This window comes from Faecalibacillus intestinalis (assembly GCF_003024685.1).
Classification (GTDB): Bacteria; Bacillota_I; Bacilli_A; order Erysipelotrichales; family Coprobacillaceae; genus Faecalibacillus; species Faecalibacillus intestinalis.
Map to the genome: position 1 here is coordinate 1 of NZ_PYLQ01000017.1, position 16,897 is coordinate 16,897.

14 protein-coding genes, 1 rRNA gene and 1 other annotated feature are annotated in these 16,897 nt (G+C 34.1%); all 15 genes read right to left on the reverse strand.

The genetic code is table 11. The annotated features are described in order from the left end of the window. Window positions 1–103 (reverse strand): 16S ribosomal RNA (locus C7U54_RS10710); the annotation flags it as partial. A gap of 297 nt (window positions 104–400) precedes the next feature. Further along, entirely contained in the window at window positions 401–514 is a 114-nt protein-coding gene (locus C7U54_RS15590) for a D-aminoacyl-tRNA deacylase (RefSeq protein WP_396129925.1), read from the reverse strand. Between the two features lie 43 nt (window positions 515–557). Next, window positions 558–866, reverse strand: a complete 309-nt coding sequence (locus tag C7U54_RS10720; protein WP_022002421.1) for a PTS lactose/cellobiose transporter subunit IIA — start codon at window positions 864–866, stop codon at window positions 558–560. Between the two features lie 203 nt (window positions 867–1,069). Further along, entirely contained in the window at window positions 1,070–2,254 is a 1,185-nt protein-coding gene (tuf, locus tag C7U54_RS10725; protein ID WP_022002420.1) for an elongation factor Tu, read from the reverse strand. 94 nt (window positions 2,255–2,348) lie between these two features. Next, a complete protein-coding gene (gene fusA / locus C7U54_RS10730; RefSeq protein WP_022002419.1) occupies window positions 2,349–4,424 on the reverse strand; it encodes an elongation factor G in 2,076 nt (691 codons plus the stop codon). Window positions 4,425–4,457: 33 nt separating this feature from the next. Further along, window positions 4,458–4,928, reverse strand: coding sequence for a 30S ribosomal protein S7 (rpsG, locus tag C7U54_RS10735; RefSeq protein ID WP_022002418.1), 471 nt, complete (start codon window positions 4,926–4,928; stop codon window positions 4,458–4,460). 25 nt (window positions 4,929–4,953) lie between these two features. Then, window positions 4,954–5,367: a 30S ribosomal protein S12 gene (gene rpsL, locus C7U54_RS10740; RefSeq protein WP_022002417.1), complete on the reverse strand. Its 414-nt coding sequence runs from the start codon at window positions 5,365–5,367 to the stop codon at window positions 4,954–4,956. A 160-nt stretch (window positions 5,368–5,527) separates the two neighbouring features. Then, the gene (gene rpoC / locus C7U54_RS10745) at window positions 5,528–9,187 is read right to left on the reverse strand and encodes a DNA-directed RNA polymerase subunit beta' (RefSeq protein ID WP_022002416.1); all 3,660 of its coding nucleotides are present in this window, start codon (window positions 9,185–9,187) and stop codon (window positions 5,528–5,530) included. Between the two features lie 14 nt (window positions 9,188–9,201). After that, window positions 9,202–12,807, reverse strand: coding sequence for a DNA-directed RNA polymerase subunit beta (gene rpoB, locus C7U54_RS10750; RefSeq protein WP_022002415.1), 3,606 nt, complete (start codon window positions 12,805–12,807; stop codon window positions 9,202–9,204). Window positions 12,808–12,956: 149 nt separating this feature from the next. Then, window positions 12,957–13,580 (reverse strand): class I SAM-dependent methyltransferase, encoded by a 624-nt coding sequence (locus tag C7U54_RS10755; RefSeq protein ID WP_330062727.1) that lies wholly within the window; start codon window positions 13,578–13,580, stop codon window positions 12,957–12,959. A gap of 72 nt (window positions 13,581–13,652) precedes the next feature. After that, the gene (gene rplL, locus C7U54_RS10760) at window positions 13,653–14,024 is read right to left on the reverse strand and encodes a 50S ribosomal protein L7/L12 (RefSeq protein WP_107030295.1); all 372 of its coding nucleotides are present in this window, start codon (window positions 14,022–14,024) and stop codon (window positions 13,653–13,655) included. 29 nt (window positions 14,025–14,053) lie between these two features. Further along, complete coding sequence (rplJ, locus tag C7U54_RS10765; RefSeq protein WP_022002412.1) at window positions 14,054–14,608, reverse strand: 50S ribosomal protein L10; 555 nt, start codon at window positions 14,606–14,608, stop codon at window positions 14,054–14,056. Between the two features lie 40 nt (window positions 14,609–14,648). Then, window positions 14,649–14,766: a sequence feature (ribosomal protein L10 leader region), on the reverse strand. An 8-nt stretch (window positions 14,767–14,774) separates the two neighbouring features. Beyond that, on the reverse strand, window positions 14,775–15,461 hold the full coding sequence (gene rplA / locus C7U54_RS10770) for a 50S ribosomal protein L1 (protein WP_022002411.1): 687 nt from the start codon (window positions 15,459–15,461) through the stop codon (window positions 14,775–14,777). A gap of 48 nt (window positions 15,462–15,509) precedes the next feature. Continuing rightward, window positions 15,510–15,932: a 50S ribosomal protein L11 gene (rplK, locus tag C7U54_RS10775; protein WP_022002410.1), complete on the reverse strand. Its 423-nt coding sequence runs from the start codon at window positions 15,930–15,932 to the stop codon at window positions 15,510–15,512. Window positions 15,933–16,149: 217 nt separating this feature from the next. Beyond that, entirely contained in the window at window positions 16,150–16,893 is a 744-nt protein-coding gene (tpiA, locus tag C7U54_RS10780; protein WP_022002409.1) for a triose-phosphate isomerase, read from the reverse strand. Window positions 16,894–16,897 lie beyond the last annotated feature (4 nt).

The following is a 16,897-nucleotide window of genomic DNA, read 5'->3' on the forward strand; positions in this document are numbered from 1 at the left end:
TACTCACCCGTTCGCCACTCTTCACCGAAGTGAAGCGTTCGACTTGCATGTATTAGGCACGCCGCCAGCGTTCATCCTGAGCCAGGATCAAACTCTCCATTGTCCTTCTATCTCTTCAGACAACTTTGGTCTGTTTAGCTCTTTTTTATTTCTTTAACTTAATTGACGTTGTGTTTTATTCTTTCCTGTTCAGTTTTCAATGTCCTCTCACTTGACTCTCTCGTCGAGTGCCCATTTATATTACCATCCCCTCTCCCTTTTGTAAAGCTTTTTTTCTGTATTTTTTTATCTTTTTCTCTCTTTCCCTCTTTTTATGCCTTCATATCAACGTTTTTTTATCTGTGTTTTTTTGTCATGATTAAAAGAAACGATCTTTACAGAACGTTTCTTTGCCTTATGACTATATGATTTCTTTACTGTCCAGGATGATTGTTGTTGGTCCATCATTGATCAGCGAGACTTTCATCATCGCTCCAAAGATATACTTAATTTTATAAAAAAAGAAGCCTAACATTAAGTTAGACTTTTAAATAACATATTAGAGCTTCTTTTTATAATTAACCAATTTTTTTATAAACATCAACGAATTCTTGAGCTAAGTCAATGCATAATAATGATGTCATTAAGTGGTCTTGAGCATGTACCATTAATAAGCTTAATGGTGCTTTTTCTCCTCTAATTTCAGCTTGAATCATTTCAGTTTGTGAATGATGAGCTTCATTAACTGCTTCTTTAGCGTTTCCTAAAGATTCTTCAGCTTTTTCGATATCTCCAGCTTTTGCATATTGAATTGCTTCGATAGCTGAACTACGTGCGCTACCAGCATTAACAATTAAGTTAATTACGATTTGTTCTTGTTGATCCATTTTTATTATCTCCTTCTATAAACAAATATTCAGACTACTTACATCTGCACTATTATTTTATCAAAGTCATATCTATTATTCAAGCGCTTTCGTTAGATAAAGCACTATTTTGAACAAAAAGTCATTTACTACAAATAAGAAATATTCGGTAATAAAAAAATCTTAAATATAAAAAGGTCCCGAAGGACCTTTCGTTAAAATTATTATTCAATAATTTCAGAGATGTTTCCAGAACCTACAGTTCTACCACCTTCACGAATTGAGAATTTAGTTCCTTGTTCAATTGCGATTGGGTGAATTAATTCAACTGTTAATTCTACAGTATCTCCAGGCATTACCATTTCAGTACCTTCTGGTAATTCGATTACACCAGTAATATCAGTAGTTCTGAAATAGAATTGTGGTCTATAGTTAGCGAAGAATGGTGTATGACGTCCACCTTCATCTTTACTTAATACATAAACTTGACCTTTGAATTTAGTATGTGGATGTACTGAACCAGGTTTAGCTAATACTTGTCCACGTTGGATTTGATCACGGTTGATACCACGTAATAATACACCGATGTTATCTCCAGATTCAGCATAGTCTAATAATTTTCTGAACATTTCGATACCAGTAGCAACTGTTTTTTGAGTTTCTTTGATACCAACGATTTCTAATTCGTCATTTAAGTTTAATTGTCCACGTTCTACTCTACCTGTAGCAACAGTTCCACGTCCAGTGATTGTGAAAACGTCTTCTACTGGCATTAAGAATGGTTTATCAACGTCTCTAGTTGGAGTTGGGATATAAGTATCTACAGCTTCCATTAATTCGTCGATAGCTGGAGTCCATTGAGGATCTCCTTCTAATGCTTTTAATGCTGATCCTCTGATTACTGGAGTATCATCACCTGGGAAGTCATATTCATTTAATAATTCACGAACTTCCATTTCTACTAAGTCGATTAATTCTTCGTCATCAACCATATCGCATTTATTTAAGAATACGATGATGTATGGAACACCTACTTGACGAGATAATAAGATGTGTTCTCTTGTTTGTGGCATTGGTCCATCAGTAGCAGCAACTACTAAGATAGCACCATCCATTTGTGCAGCACCAGTGATCATGTTTTTGATGTAGTCAGCATGACCTGGACAGTCAACGTGTGCATAGTGACGAGTTTCAGTTTGATATTCTACGTGTGCAGTGTTGATTGTGATACCACGTTCTTTTTCTTCTGGAGCAGCATCGATTGAAGCATAATCCATTGCAGCAGCTTGTCCTTTTTTAGCAAGACAAGTAGTGATTGCAGCTGTTAAAGTTGTTTTACCATGGTCAACGTGACCAATAGTTCCGATATTTACATGCGCTTTAGAGCGGTCAAATTTTTCCTTAGCCATTGTTAAGGTTCCTCCTATTTTTTTTAATTTTTTACAATAAACATTCTAGTTTATTTGTTCGAAAAAATCAATATTTATTTGATTTTAATGTAGATTATACATTTCCACCATTTTTCTTGATGATTTCTTCTCTAATTGATTTAGGTGCAGCTTCGTATCTATCAAATTGCATTGTATAGTTTCCACGACCTTGAGTAAATGATCTTAAATCAGTTGCGTATCCGAACATTTCTGATAATGGTACAGATGCTTGAACTGAAACAGCATTTCCTCTTTCTTCTTGCCCTTCAATCATACCACGTCTAGATGAAATATCACCCATAACGCTACCTAAATATTCAGAAGGAGCAGTTACTTCTACTGCCATAATTGGTTCTAATAATACAGGACCACATTTTTTAGCAGCATTTTTAAGTGCTAAACTTGCAGCTACTTTATATGCCATTTCTGATGAATCGACATCATGGTAAGAACCATCAAATAATGTAGCTTTTACGTCTAATACAGGGTATCCAGCAATCATACCAGTTTCAAGTGCATCTTCAAGACCTACTTTTACTGAGTTGATATATTCTCTTGGGACAGCCCCACCAACGATAGCATCAACGAATTCAAATCCTTTACCTTCATTAGGTTCAAATTTGATCCATACGTGACCGTATTGTCCACGACCACCAGATTGTTTTACATATTTACCTTCACATTCAGCTGCTTGAGTGATTGTTTCACGGTAAGCAACTTGTGGAGCACCAACGTTAGCTTCTACTTTGAATTCTCTTTTTAAACGGTCAACGATTACGTCTAAGTGTAATTCACCCATACCAGCGATAACTGTATCTCCAGTTTCAGGGTTAGTAAATGTTTTGAATGTTGGATCTTCTTCAGCTAATTTAATTAAACCATTACTTAACTTATCTTGATCTTGTTTAGTTTTTGGTTCGATAGCTAATTGGATAACTGGTTCAGGGAATTCCATTTTTTCAAGGATAACGAAATTCTTTTCGTCACAGATAGTATCCCCAGTTGTTGTGTTTTTGAAACCTACAGCTGCAGCGATATCTCCAGCGTAAACTTCATCAATTTCATTACGTTTGTTCGCATGCATTTGAAGAATACGACCTAAACGTTCTTTTTTATCTTTTGTAGAGTTTAATACATAACTTCCTGATTGACATGTACCTGAATATACACGGAAGAAAGTTAATTTTCCTACGAATGGGTCAGCCATGATTTTGAATGCTAATGCTGAGAAAGGTTCATCATCTGATGCATGTCTTTCTACTTCATTACCATCTTCATCAGTACCTTTAATTGAAGGAATGTCAGTTGGTGCAGGTAAGAAATCAATTACTGCATCTAACATTGGTTGAACACCTTTATCTTTGTAAGCTGAACCGCATAATACAGGGAATAATTCTACAGCTAATGTTCCTTTACGGATTGCTGCTTTAATTTCTTCTTCAGAAATTTCTTCACCTTCTAAAACTTTCATTAATAGATCATCATCATAAGTAGCTGCTTGATCTAACATTTTAGCACGGTATTCTTCAGCTTGAGCCATATATTCTTCAGGAATTTCTTTGTAAACTACATTTTCACCTTTAGCCCCTTCAAAATAGATAGCTTTCATTTTAATTAAGTCAATGATTCCTTCGAAAGTATCTTCAGCACCGATAGGTAATTGAATTGCAACACCTTGTACTCCTAATCTCTTTTCTAAAGATTCTAATGACATAATGAAATCTGCACCTGTTGCATCCATTTTATTAGCGAATACAATACGAGGTACACCATAAGTAGTAGCTTGACGCCAAACTGTTTCAGTTTGTGGTTCTACACCAGCTTTTGCATCTAATACAGTTACAGCACCATCTAATACACGTAAAGAACGTTCTACTTCGACCGTAAAGTCTACATGGCCCGGTGTATCGATAATATTTACACGATATCCGTTCCATTGCGCAGTTGTAGCTGCTGAAGTGATTGTGATTCCACGTTCTTGTTCTTGTTCCATCCAGTCCATTTGTGAAGCACCTTCGTGAGTTTCACCAATTTTGTGGATTTTACCAGTGTAATAAAGGACACGTTCAGTTGTTGTTGTTTTACCAGCATCAATATGAGCCATGATTCCGATATTACGAGTATTTTCTAACGAAAATTCACGAGCCATTTGTTTTCTCCCTTCAAAATTTTAGCCGTTATATTACCAACGGAAATGAGCGAATGCTTTATTAGCTTCAGCCATTTTATGAGTATCTTCTTTCTTCTTAACAGAAGCACCTGTTCCGTTTGAAGCATCAATAATTTCGTTTGCTAAACGATCAACCATAGTTTTTTCGTTTCTTAAACGAGAATAGTTTACTAACCATCTTAAACCTAAAGTCATTCTTCTTTCTGAAGAAACTTCAACTGGTACTTGGTAGTTAGCCCCACCAATACGTCTTACTTTAAGTTCAAGAACTGGCATAATATTGTTAATTGCTTGATCAAAGACTTCCATAGCTGGGTTTCCAGTTTTTTCTTCTACTTTTTTAAACGCATCATATAAGATGTTTTGTGCAACACCTTTTTTACCATCTAACATAATGTTGTTGATAAGTTTAGAAATAGTTTTAGAGTTATACACTGGATCAGGTAGAACGTCTCTTTTAGCAACTCGTCCTTTTCTTGACATATATATTTCCTCCTATAAGTATTAATTAAGCTTTTGGTTTTTTAGCACCGTATTTAGAACGTGCTTGTTTACGATCGTTAACTCCAGCACAGTCCATTGTACCACGGATAATATGGTAACGAACCCCTGGTAAGTCTTTAACACGACCACCACGAATTAAAACAACACTATGTTCTTGTAAGTTATGTCCAATTCCTGGAATATATGCAGTTACTTCCATACCATTTGATAATCTAACACGGGCATATTTACGTAAAGCCGAGTTAGGTTTTTTAGGTGTCATAGTAGCAACACGAGTACACACACCACGCTTTTGAGGTGATTTAGTTGATGTAGCTTTTTTAGCTAATGAGTTATAACCTCTATTTAAAGCAGGTGAATTTGATTTTGTTGTTTTATCAGTACGACCTTGTCTTACTAATTGGTTAATTGTAGGCATTTCTTTCTCCTTTCTTGATAACACACAATACCGGGTGTTTCATATTTAATCAATAAATATTGCACCCAATCAGGGCACTGACAATATATTATAGTATTAAAATGATAATGTCAACAAAAAAATTAAAAAATATAAAAAAAATAGGCCTAAGCCTATTTTTTTATATTTGATCTCCAAGATTTTCATGATTATCATCTAATAAATCATATTTAGCAAGTTCAGCTGCTTTTGCTTCTTCAGCTTCTTTTGCTAATGTTTCAGGTGATTTTAAAGGACCTCTAAATCCTGTACCAGCTGGTAATAATTTACCAATTAATACATTTTCTTTTAATCCTTTTAACATATCTTTCTTACCTTTAATTGATGCATCAGTTAAGATCTTAGTAGTTTCTTGGAATGATGCTGCAGATAAGAATGAATCAGTTTCAAGAGATGCTTTAGTAATACCTAATAAGATTGGTCTACCAACAGCTGGATGTTTTCCTTCTTTTAATGCTTCTCTATTTAATTCAGTAAATTGAGTTACATTAACATGTGTTCCAGGAAGTGTTCCAGTATCTCCACCTTCAACAATTCTAATTTTCTTCAACATTTGTCTTACGATAATTTCGATATGTTTATCAGAAATTTCGATACCTTGAATACGATATACTTTTTGAACTTCTTTAATAATATAATTTTCAACAGCTTCTGTATCAGCTACATTTAGTAATTCTTTTGGATCAATAGAACCTTTAGTGATTTTATCACCAATACGTACTTCATCACCAACATTAACTCTTAATTTTGCACCATATGGAGTTAAGTAACTTCTTGTTTCTAAATCGTTAGAAACAACAACTTCCATTCTTCCTGCATTATCAATAATATTTGATACTTCACCATCAATTTCAGAAATAATTGATTTGGCTTTTGGATTACGTGCTTCAAATAATTCTTGAATACGAGGTAACCCTTGAGTGATATCGGCACCACCGGCAACCCCACCATCATGGAAAGTACGCATTGTTAACTGAGTACCTGGTTCACCGATTGATTGTGCAGCCATAACCCCAACAGCTTCACCTAATTCAACAACATTACCTGTTGCTAAGTTACGACCATAACATTTTTTACAAACTCCGCCTTTAGCAACGCAGCCAAGAACTGAACGAATTTCAACTTCTTTAATACCTGCATCACAAACAACTTTAGCGTTTTGTTCAGTAAAGATTTCACCTGCAGCAACTAATAATTCTTTAGTTTCTGGATGGTAAACATCTTTTTGTGAATAACGACCAACTAAACGGTCATATAATGGAACAATTACAGTATTGTCATCTGTATTGTATAATTCAGTAACAACGAATCCTCTATCTGTTCCACAATCTTCTTCAGAAATAATAACTTCTTGAGCAACGTCTACTAAACGTCTTGTTAAGTAACCTGAATCGGCAGTCTTTAAGGCAGTATCTGTAGAACCTTTACGGGCACCGTGTGTTGAAATAAAGAATTCTGATGCTGTTAAACCTTCACGGAAGGCGGACTTGATTGGTAACTCGATTGTTTCCCCTTTTGGATTTGACATCAATCCACGCATACCTACTAACTGAGTGAAGTTAGAAAGTGATCCACGGGCACCTGAATCAGACATGATGAAGATTGGGTTACGATCATCAGCTTCGAACTCTTGACGAACGACTTCTTGGACTTCATCTTTAACACCAGTCCATAATTTGATTACGCTTTGGTATCTTTCTGCTTCAGTTAATTTACCTTTATTATAGAAAGTTTTAATTTGTTCAAGTTTTTGATCTGCTTTATCAAAGATTTCAAATTTAGCTTGTGGCACTTGGATATCATAAGCAGATACTGTAATACCAGCAATTGTTGAATATTTAAATCCTTGGTCTTTTAACTTATCAAGCATTAAACTTGTATCAGTTAATGCAGATTGTTTGAACACTTCATCAATGATGCTTCCTAATGCTTTTTTACCTAATGGTTTAACTGGTTGTTGAGCAGCAATATGTGCTTTAATATCAGTTCCCATTGGAACAAAGTATCTATCAGGTGTTCCAGATAAGTTTTCTTTACCTGGTTCATTGATAAATGGGAATTGTCCATCAAAGATATCATTAAAGAAAATTTTACCTACAGTAGTAATTAAATAACTGTTATTTTGAGCTTCTGTAAATGTTGCATTGTGTAATGCAGATGCTTTAATAGCAACTCTTGTATGAAGATTTACAGTTTTAGCAAAATATGCATGATCAACTTCATTTCTATCAGCAAAGACAGTACCTTCACCAATTGCTCCAACATCTTCTAATGTTAAGTAGTAGTTACCTAACACCATGTCTTGGGATGGAGTAACGATAGGTTTACCATCTTTAGGACCTAAGATATTTGTTGATCCTAACATTAATTGTCTTGCTTCTTGAATTGCTTCTTCACCTAATGGTACATGGACAGCCATTTGGTCCCCATCGAAATCGGCATTGAACGCTGGAGTTACTAATGGGTGAAGACGAATAGCACGCCCTTCTACTAATTTAGGTTCGAATGCTTGGATACCTAATCTATGAAGAGTTGGCGCACGGTTTAATAATACTGGATGTGCTTTGATAACTTCTTCAACGATTGGCCAAATTTTATCATCCATTTTATCAATTAATCTTTCAGCTGCTTTAATATTTGTAGCAATTTCTTGATCAACTAAACCATGGATAACAAATGGTTTAAATAAGCTTAATGCCATTTCACGTGGAATACCACATTGATACATTTTTAAGTCTGGTCCTACAGCGATAACTGAACGTCCTGAATAGTCAACACGTTTACCTAATAAGTTTTGACGGAAACGTCCTTGTTTACCTTTTAATGTATGGCTTAATGATTTTAACGCACGTCCACCAGCACCAGTAATTGGTTTAGAACGACGACCATTATCAATTAAGGCATCAACAGCTTCTTGTAACATACGTTTTTCATTTTGAACGATAATAGAAGGTGTTCCAAGTTCTAATAATTTTTTCAAACGATTATTACGAGTAATAACACGTCTATATAAATCATTTAAATCACTTGTCGCAAAACGTCCACCATCTAATTGTAACATAGGTCTTAAATCAGGTGGTATAACTGGTAATGCTTCAAGAATCATCCATTCAGGTTGATTATCAGAAGATCTAAATGCTTCAATAGCTTCTAATCTCTTCAATAATTTAGTACGTTTTTGTCCTTGAGCTTCTTTTAATTCTTTAGATACAAGTTCAAATTCTGCATCTAAATCAACTTGTTTTAATAAAGTTTGAATCGCTTCAGCCCCAATTTGAGCTTCAAATGTATGACCAAATTGTTCATAACATTTACGATAATCTCTTTCAGATAATACTTGTTTGTATTCTAAAGGTGTAGTTCCTTTATCAATAACAACATAAGAAACAAAATAAATAATTTCTTCTAGTTGTTTTGGTGACATATCTAAGATTAATCCCATTCTTGATGGAATACCTTTTAAATACCAAATATGTGCTACTGGTGTAGCTAATTCGATATGTCCCATACGTTCACGACGTACTGCAGATTTAGTAACTTCTACACCACATCGATCACATACAACACCTTTATATCTAATTTTCTTATATTTTCCACAACTACATTCCCAATCCTTAGATGGTCCAAAGATTCTTTCACAGAATAGACCATCTTTTTCAGGCTTTTGAGAACGATAGTTAATCGTTTCAGGTTTTTTTACTTCACCATAAGACCATTCACGAATTTTTTCAGGAGATGCTAATCCAATTTGGATTGATGAAAATTTATTAGTATTTGCCATTTTCTATTCCCTCCTTATAATGATTCACTTTCTTCAGTTTCAACTAATTCTTCAGATTTCATAGCATCAGTAACAACTTCTTTTTCTTCGTTTACATCTTCTTTTTCAATTGATCTTGGGAAACGTCTTTCTTCATCTTCGATATTTCTTTCATCAATTTCTTGATCATTTTCATCTAATAAACGAATATCTAATGCTAATGCTTGTAATTCTTTCTTTAATACTCTAAACGATTCAGGTAATCCTGGTTCTGGCATTGGTTGTCCTTTAACAATAGCTTCATATGTTTTAACACGTCCAACAACATCATCAGATTTAACAGTTAAGATTTCACGAAGTGTATAAGCAGCACCATAAGCTTCAAGTGCCCAAACTTCCATTTCCCCAAATCTTTGTCCACCGTTTTGAGCTTTACCTCCAAGTGGTTGTTGAGTAACTAATGAATAAGGTCCTACTGAACGTGCATGTAATTTATCATCAACCATGTGTGATAATTTAACGAAGTACATAATACCTACAGATACAGGAGAATCAAAATATTCACCCGTACGTCCAGAAATAACAGGTTGTTTTCCATCTTCATTCATTCCTGCTTCTTTCATTAATGCTTCTAAGTCTTCACGATGTAAACCATCGAAAGCAGGAGTAGCAATATATAAACCTAATTGTCTAGCTGCATAACCTAAATGTAACTCTAATACTTGTCCGATATTCATACGAGATGGAACCCCTAATGGATTTAACATGATATCTAATGGTGTACCATCTTCTAAGTGTGGCATATCTTCGATTGGTAAGATTTTTGAAATAACCCCTTTATTACCATGACGTCCAGCCATTTTATCTCCTTCAGAGATTTTACGTTTTTGAACGATATAAACTTTAACAACACGGTTAACACCTGGTTGTAATTCATCACCATTTTTACGATCAAAGATTTTAATATCATGAACGATACCAGCCCCACCATGAGGAACTCTTAATGAATTATCTTTAACTTCTCTTGACTTTTCACCAAAGATTGCAAGTAATAATTTTTCTTCTGCTGATAATTCAGCTTGACCTTTTGGAGTGACTTTACCAACTAAGATATCCCCTTCTTTAACTTCCGCACCAATCATGATGATACCATCACTATTTAAGTTTTTACGTGCTTCATCCCCAACGTTAGGGATATCTCTTGTAATTTCTTCAGGCCCTAATTTTGTATCACGACATTCAATTGAATATTCATCAATATGAATAGATGTATAAACATCTTCTTTTACTAATCTTTCAGACATAATAACGGCATCTTCGTAGTTATAACCATTCCATGTCATAAAACCAACTAACACGTTTTGGCCTAATGCTAATTCACCTTGTTCCATTGCTGGACCATCAGCTAATACTTGACCAACAACAACTTTTTCACCAGCTTTAACAATTGGTTTATGGTTGATACAAGTTCCTGCATTCGAAATAGCAAATTTTGTTAAACGATATTTGTGAACAACTGCTTCATCATCCACGATTTCAATACGTTTAGCATCTACATAACTTACAGTACCGTTATGTTTACTTACTAAAGCTGCTCCAGAATCTCTTGCAGCTTGATATTCCATACCTGTTCCAACAAATGGTGTATGTGGATTTAATAAAGGTACAGCTTGACGTTGCATGTTGGCACCCATTAAAGCACGAGTTGCATCATCGTTTTCCAAGAATGGAATACATGAAGTGGCAACAGAAACGATTTGTTTTGGAGAAATATCGATAAAATCAACTTCTTCTCTTTTAGCCATAATATTTTCACCTAAATGACGGGCGATAACTTGTTCATCTAAGATTTCACCTTCATCAGATGTTTGTACATTTGCTTGTGCAATAATGTAATTTTTTTCTTCATCAGCAGTTAAATAACGTACATCGTCTTCATCGATAACACATTTATTAACTTTACGATATGGAGTTTCAATAAATCCATATTCATTGATTTTAGCATAAGATGCTAAAGTTGAAATTAACCCGATGTTTGGACCTTCAGGAGTTTCGATTGGACAAATTCTTCCATAATGGGAAGCATGTACGTCACGGACTTCATATCCTGCACGGTCTCTTGATAAACCACCTGGCCCTAATGCAGATAAACGACGTTTATTTGTTAATTCGGCTAATGGGTTAATTTGATCCATGAATTGTGATAATTGTGATGACGCAAAGAATTCTTTCATTGCGGCAGTTAATGGACGAATATTTGTTAAAGATTGTGGTGTTACTGAATCCACTTCAGATAATGACATTCTTTCTTTAACAACTCTTTCCATTCTTGATAATCCAATTCTGAATTGGTTTTGAATTAATTCACCTACAGAACGTACACGTCTATTTCCTAAATGATCGATATCATCTAATAAACCAATACGAGCCATATGAGATACTCTATCTTCAGGTGCTAAATCATAAGAATTGAAAATATCAACTAAGTTCAACATATATGAATATGCTGCAATCATGTCAGAGATTGTAACATATTTACAATTTAATGATAAATCTGTACCAATTACTTTCATAACTTTAGTACGTGATTCATCAACATAAACATGAACTACTTGCAATACACCATTACTTTCTAATCGAGGATTAGTTTTCATTTCAACAGTGTGTGCACCTGCTTCAAAAACAGGTCTTAATGTATCAATAACTTCATTTGTAATAACTGTTCCTTTTGTACAAACAACGTTACCATCAACATCTTTAACATCTTCAGCAAGAACACGTCCTGCAATACGATCTAATAAACTTAATTTTTTCTTAAATTTGAAACGACCAGCTTTAGCTAAATCATAACGTTTAGGATCAAAGAATCTAGTATATAAAAGGCTTGTAGCACCTTCTAATGTAGCAGGTTCTCCTGGTCTTAATTTATTATAAATTTCAATTAAAGCTTCTTCTGTGTTTGTTGTATTATCTTTTGCTAAAGTGTTCAAAATAAATTCATGATCACCAAAAACATCAATAATATCTTCATTACTAGAAAGTCCTAAAGCACGTAATAAAACTGTTCCTGGGATTTTTCTATTACGGTCAATACGAACATTTAAAACATCTTTTGCATCATTTTCGAACTCTAACCAAGTCCCTCTTGATGGGATAATACTACCTTCAAAGACAGTTTTACCACTTTTATCAATGGCATCAGCAAAGTATGCCCCTGGTGAACGTACTAATTGAGATACAATAACACGTTCTGCCCCATTAATAATGAAAGTTCCTGAATCAGTCATTAATGGGAAATCACCCATAAATACTTCTTGTTCTTTAATTTCACCAGTTCCTGAATTGATTAAACGTAAAGTAGCACGAATTGGTGCTGCATAGTTTGCATCACGATCTTTACTTTCGTTTACGGAATATTTTGGTTCATCAAAGGCACAATCAACAAATTCTAATGATAAAGTTTCATTAAAGTTTGTAATTGGGTAGATATCATCAAATACTTCTTTAATTCCTACTTCTTTAAACCATTTATAGGAATTTGTTTGAATTTCTACTAAATTTGGTAACTCTAAAGATCCTGAAATCCTAGAGTAATTACGACGAGTAATCTTGCTTTTTGCTGTAGTTGTATGCTTTTCCACGAATTAACTCCACCCTTCTTTATCTCTATTAAACTGTTTTTGAGCGCACAAAAACGCTTGATTTTAAATATTAATAGTCATTATTGTATTTTAGATAAAGGTTTCAAAAAAGTCAATACCTTTTTTTATAAAAAATAAAAAAAGAAATATTATCTTTTTACACTATGTAACAAGTAATATCCCTTATCTCTTTTAACAATTTCACAATTTCCAAAAACTTCTTCCATTTTCTTTTTAGCCGAAGGAGCGCCTTGTTTCTTTTGTAAAATAACCCATAAACTTCCATTTTCATTAAGATGTTCAATTGATTCTTGTAAAATTGTAGTTACAACTTCTTTACCCGCTCTTACTGGTGGATTTGTTACGATCACATCATAACTTCCTTGAACATTTTCATAAATAAAGCTTTTATAAATATTTGCATGAATATTATTATTTTTAGCATTTAATTTGGCAAGTTCAAGTGCACGATCATTGACATCGACCATATCCACATTTAAATGTGAATAAACTTTATTAAGGCATATTCCGAAAGTTCCATAACCACATCCTACATCAAGAAGTGTTTTTTCATTTGTAATTTCGATATTGTCTAATAAAACACGTGACCCATAATCTATCATGTTTTTAGAAAAAACACCATTATCACTTGTAAATAAAAGATCATATTTATGAAATCTAAAAATAAATTGTGATTGTTCACTTTTTAAATCAGTATTATCTGTAAAATAATGTTTCATTTGTATTTCCTCTATTTCCTTTTTCTTTATTATACAAATAAATAGAATGTTAACCAATAAAAAAAAGAAGAATCGTAAGATCCTTCTTTTAAATCAAAGTTATAATTATTTAACTTCTACTGTAGCTCCAGCAGCTTCTAATTTTTCTTTGATTTCTTTAGCTTCATCAGCAGATACTTTTTCTTTGATTACTGAAGGTGCTTTGTCAACTAATCCTTTAGCATCAACTAATCCTAATCCAGTGATTTCTCTTACAGCTTTGATTACAGCAACTTTAGTTCCACCAACTTCAGTTAATGTTACGTTAACTTCTGTAGGTTCAGCAGCAGCTCCAGCATCAGCAGCAGCAGCTACAGCAACTGGTGCAGCAGCAGTTACATCAAATTTTTCTTCGATTGCTTTTACTAAATCATTTAATTCTAAAATAGTAGCTACTTCTAAGTAAGCTAAGATATCTTCATGTGTTAATTTTGCCATGTTTATATTCTCCTTTTCATTAATTCTGCTTATTCAGCAGCTTCTTCTACTTTTTCTTCAGCAGGTGCTTCAACTGGTGCTTCTCCACCGTTTTCTTCTCTTGCATCTGCTACAGCTTTTACAACTCTAGCGAATTTGCTAACTGGTGCTTGTAACATACCAAGTAACATTGAGTACATTCCTTCACGTCCAGGTAATTTAGCAATTTCATTAATTTCTTCTACTTCTAATACTTTTCCTTCAACAATTCCAGCTTTGATTACTAAAGCTTCATGATCTTTAGCAAAGTTAGCTAAAATTCTTGCAGGTGCAACGGCATCACTATGACCGAATGCAATAGCGTTTGGACCTACTAATTTATCATTGATTTCAGCATATCCAGCGCTTTCAGTAGCTCTTTGAACTAATTTGTTTTTGTAAACTTTGAATTCAACATCTTCTTCACGTAATGATTTACGTAATTCAGTGACTTCTGCTACTGATAATCCACGATATTCTACTACTACAGCAGATTGTGAATCATTAAATTTACCAGCGATTTCTTCAACAACGACTTTTTTCGCATTGATTGCTTCTACTGACATTGCTACACCTCCTATAAATTTTTATATATGCAACAATATACGCGCTATATTTAAAACTCCCATACGTAGATAGGAGTTCAAGTTCTTCATAAACTCAACACCTCGGTAACAAATTAAGGTTTCCCAGTTACTGTCTACGGTATATTGATTGCGACATTTTTACAAACTATTTAGTAGTTTGAACTTTGATTGCAGGTCCCATAGTTGATGAAACTGCAATATTTTTAATATAAGTACCTTTAGCTGATGTTGGTTTTAATCTTACGATTAAATCGTAAATTGTGTTGAAGTTTTCAACTAATTTAGCATCATCAAATGATACTCTACCGATTGGTAAATGAACATTACCTTCTTTATCAGTACGGTAAGTTACTTTACCAGCTTTTGTTTCTTGAACTGCTTTAGCAACATCCATAGTTACTGTTCCAGTTTTTGGGTTAGGCATTAAACCTTTAGGTCCTAAGATACGACCTAATTTACCTAATTCAGCCATCATGTTAGGAGTAGCGATCATAACTTCGAAATCTAACCATCCTTTTTTGATGTCTTCTAAAATTTCTTTACCAGCAACGATATCTGCACCAGCATCTTTAGCTTCTTGAGCTTTTTCTCCTTCAGCTACAACTAAAACTTTTTTAGTTTTACCAGTTCCGTGTGGTAATACAACAGCTCCACGTAATTGTTGATCTGCTTGTCTAACATCTAATCCTAAATTGAAAGCAACATCGACACTTGCATCGAATTTTACATTACTTGTTTTTTTAACTAATTCAATAGCTTCTTCAGCTGAATAAAGTTTTCCATTTTCAATTAATGCAGCTGCTTCTGTATATCTTTTACTTTTCTTTGCCATTTAATTTCCTCCTTAGTGGTTATAACGGATTATCCTTCCACGTGATGCTTACGCATCGATTCCTTCAACTTTTACACCCATGTTTTTAGCTGTACCAGCAACGATTTTCATTGCAGCATCTAAATCATAAGCATTTAAGTCAGGCATTTTGTATTCAGCGATTTCTTTTAATTTATCAGCTGATAATGTTCCTACAGTAGTTGTTCCTGCATTACTAGAACCTTTTTGTACTCCTAAAGCTTTTTTAATCATTTCTGAAGCTGGAGCAGTTTTTAATACAAAGCTGAAATCTTTGTCTTCATATACTGTTAAGACAACTGGTACTGTTTCTCCCATACGATCTTTAGTTTGATCATTGAAAGCAGTACAGAATTTAGGCATTTGGATACCTGCACCTGCTAATGCTGGACCAGGTTTAGCTTGCCCTGCTTTGAATTGAATTTTCATAACTCTAACAACTTTCTTACTCACGCGACATTTCCTCCTTGTAAAAATTTGTCCGTGTTGTGGTCAAATGGGTGTTACCCTTCCACACAACAATGAATGCGCAATTAGCCTATTGCGTCGACAACTAATTTACCATTATCTCTTGATAAATGCAATACTTTTTTATATTTTTTTTGCATTTTATCAAATAAATTTAAAAAAAAGAAAAACTCTAGGAATTTTCCTAGAGTTTAAACAACAATTAGTCTAAAGCAGCAATCATTGCTTTGTATGAATCTTCAACTAATGAAGCTCCACCAACTAAAGCACCATCAATATCAGGTTGTTCTAATAATGCTTTTAAACCTTCAGGTTTAACAGATCCACCATATTGAATTCTTACTTGATCAGCAACTTCTTGTCCATATAATTCAGCAACTACTGAACGAATATATCCACAAACATCTTGAGCAATTTCGTTTGTAGCAGTTTTTCCAGTTCCGATAGCCCATACTGGTTCATAAGCGATAACGCTTCTTGAAGCACATTTAGGACATACATCTTTATAAGCAGCAACTACTTGAGTTTTAACAACATCTTTAGTAGTTCCAGCTTCATATTGTTCTAATGTTTCACCAACACATACGATTGGAGTCATATCATTTTTAAGAACTTGAAGCATTTTAGCGTTAACTGTTTCATCAGTTTCCCCAAAATATTGTCTTCTTTCAGAGTGACCTAAGATAACCCATTCAACTCCGATTTCTTTTAACATTTCAACAGATACTTCACCAGTATAAGCTCCGCTATCTTTGAAGTGTACGTTTTCAGCAGCTACGATTAAGTTTTTAGCTCCTGCTTTTGCAGTTTGTAAAGCTAAGTATGGAGTAGCAATTCCCCAGTCAGCTTTATCAGTTACTTCTGGATCAACAGCTTCTACGAATGCTTTTGTAGCAGCGATTGTTTTATTCATTTTCCAGTTTCCTACGATAATTGGTTTTCTCATGATT

Coding starts and splice junctions, on each gene's coding strand:
- rplL (WP_107030295.1), bottom strand. CDS start 14,024: ATGGCAAAATTAACACATGAAGATATCTTAGCTTACTTAGAAGTAGCT.
- rplJ (WP_022002412.1), bottom strand. CDS start 14,608: ATGTCAGTAGAAGCAATCAATGCGAAAAAAGTCGTTGTTGAAGAAATC.
- tpiA (WP_022002409.1), bottom strand. CDS start 16,893: ATGAGAAAACCAATTATCGTAGGAAACTGGAAAATGAATAAAACAATC.
- rplA (WP_022002411.1), bottom strand. CDS start 15,461: ATGGCAAAGAAAAGTAAAAGATATACAGAAGCAGCTGCATTAATTGAA.
- C7U54_RS10720 (WP_022002421.1), bottom strand. CDS start 866: ATGGATCAACAAGAACAAATCGTAATTAACTTAATTGTTAATGCTGGT.
- C7U54_RS15590 (WP_396129925.1), bottom strand. CDS start 514: ATGTTAGGCTTCTTTTTTTATAAAATTAAGTATATCTTTGGAGCGATG.
- fusA (WP_022002419.1), bottom strand. CDS start 4,424: ATGGCTCGTGAATTTTCGTTAGAAAATACTCGTAATATCGGAATCATG.
- rpsG (WP_022002418.1), bottom strand. CDS start 4,928: ATGTCAAGAAAAGGACGAGTTGCTAAAAGAGACGTTCTACCTGATCCA.
- rpsL (WP_022002417.1), bottom strand. CDS start 5,367: ATGCCTACAATTAACCAATTAGTAAGACAAGGTCGTACTGATAAAACA.
- rpoC (WP_022002416.1), bottom strand. CDS start 9,187: ATGGCAAATACTAATAAATTTTCATCAATCCAAATTGGATTAGCATCT.
- tuf (WP_022002420.1), bottom strand. CDS start 2,254: ATGGCTAAGGAAAAATTTGACCGCTCTAAAGCGCATGTAAATATCGGA.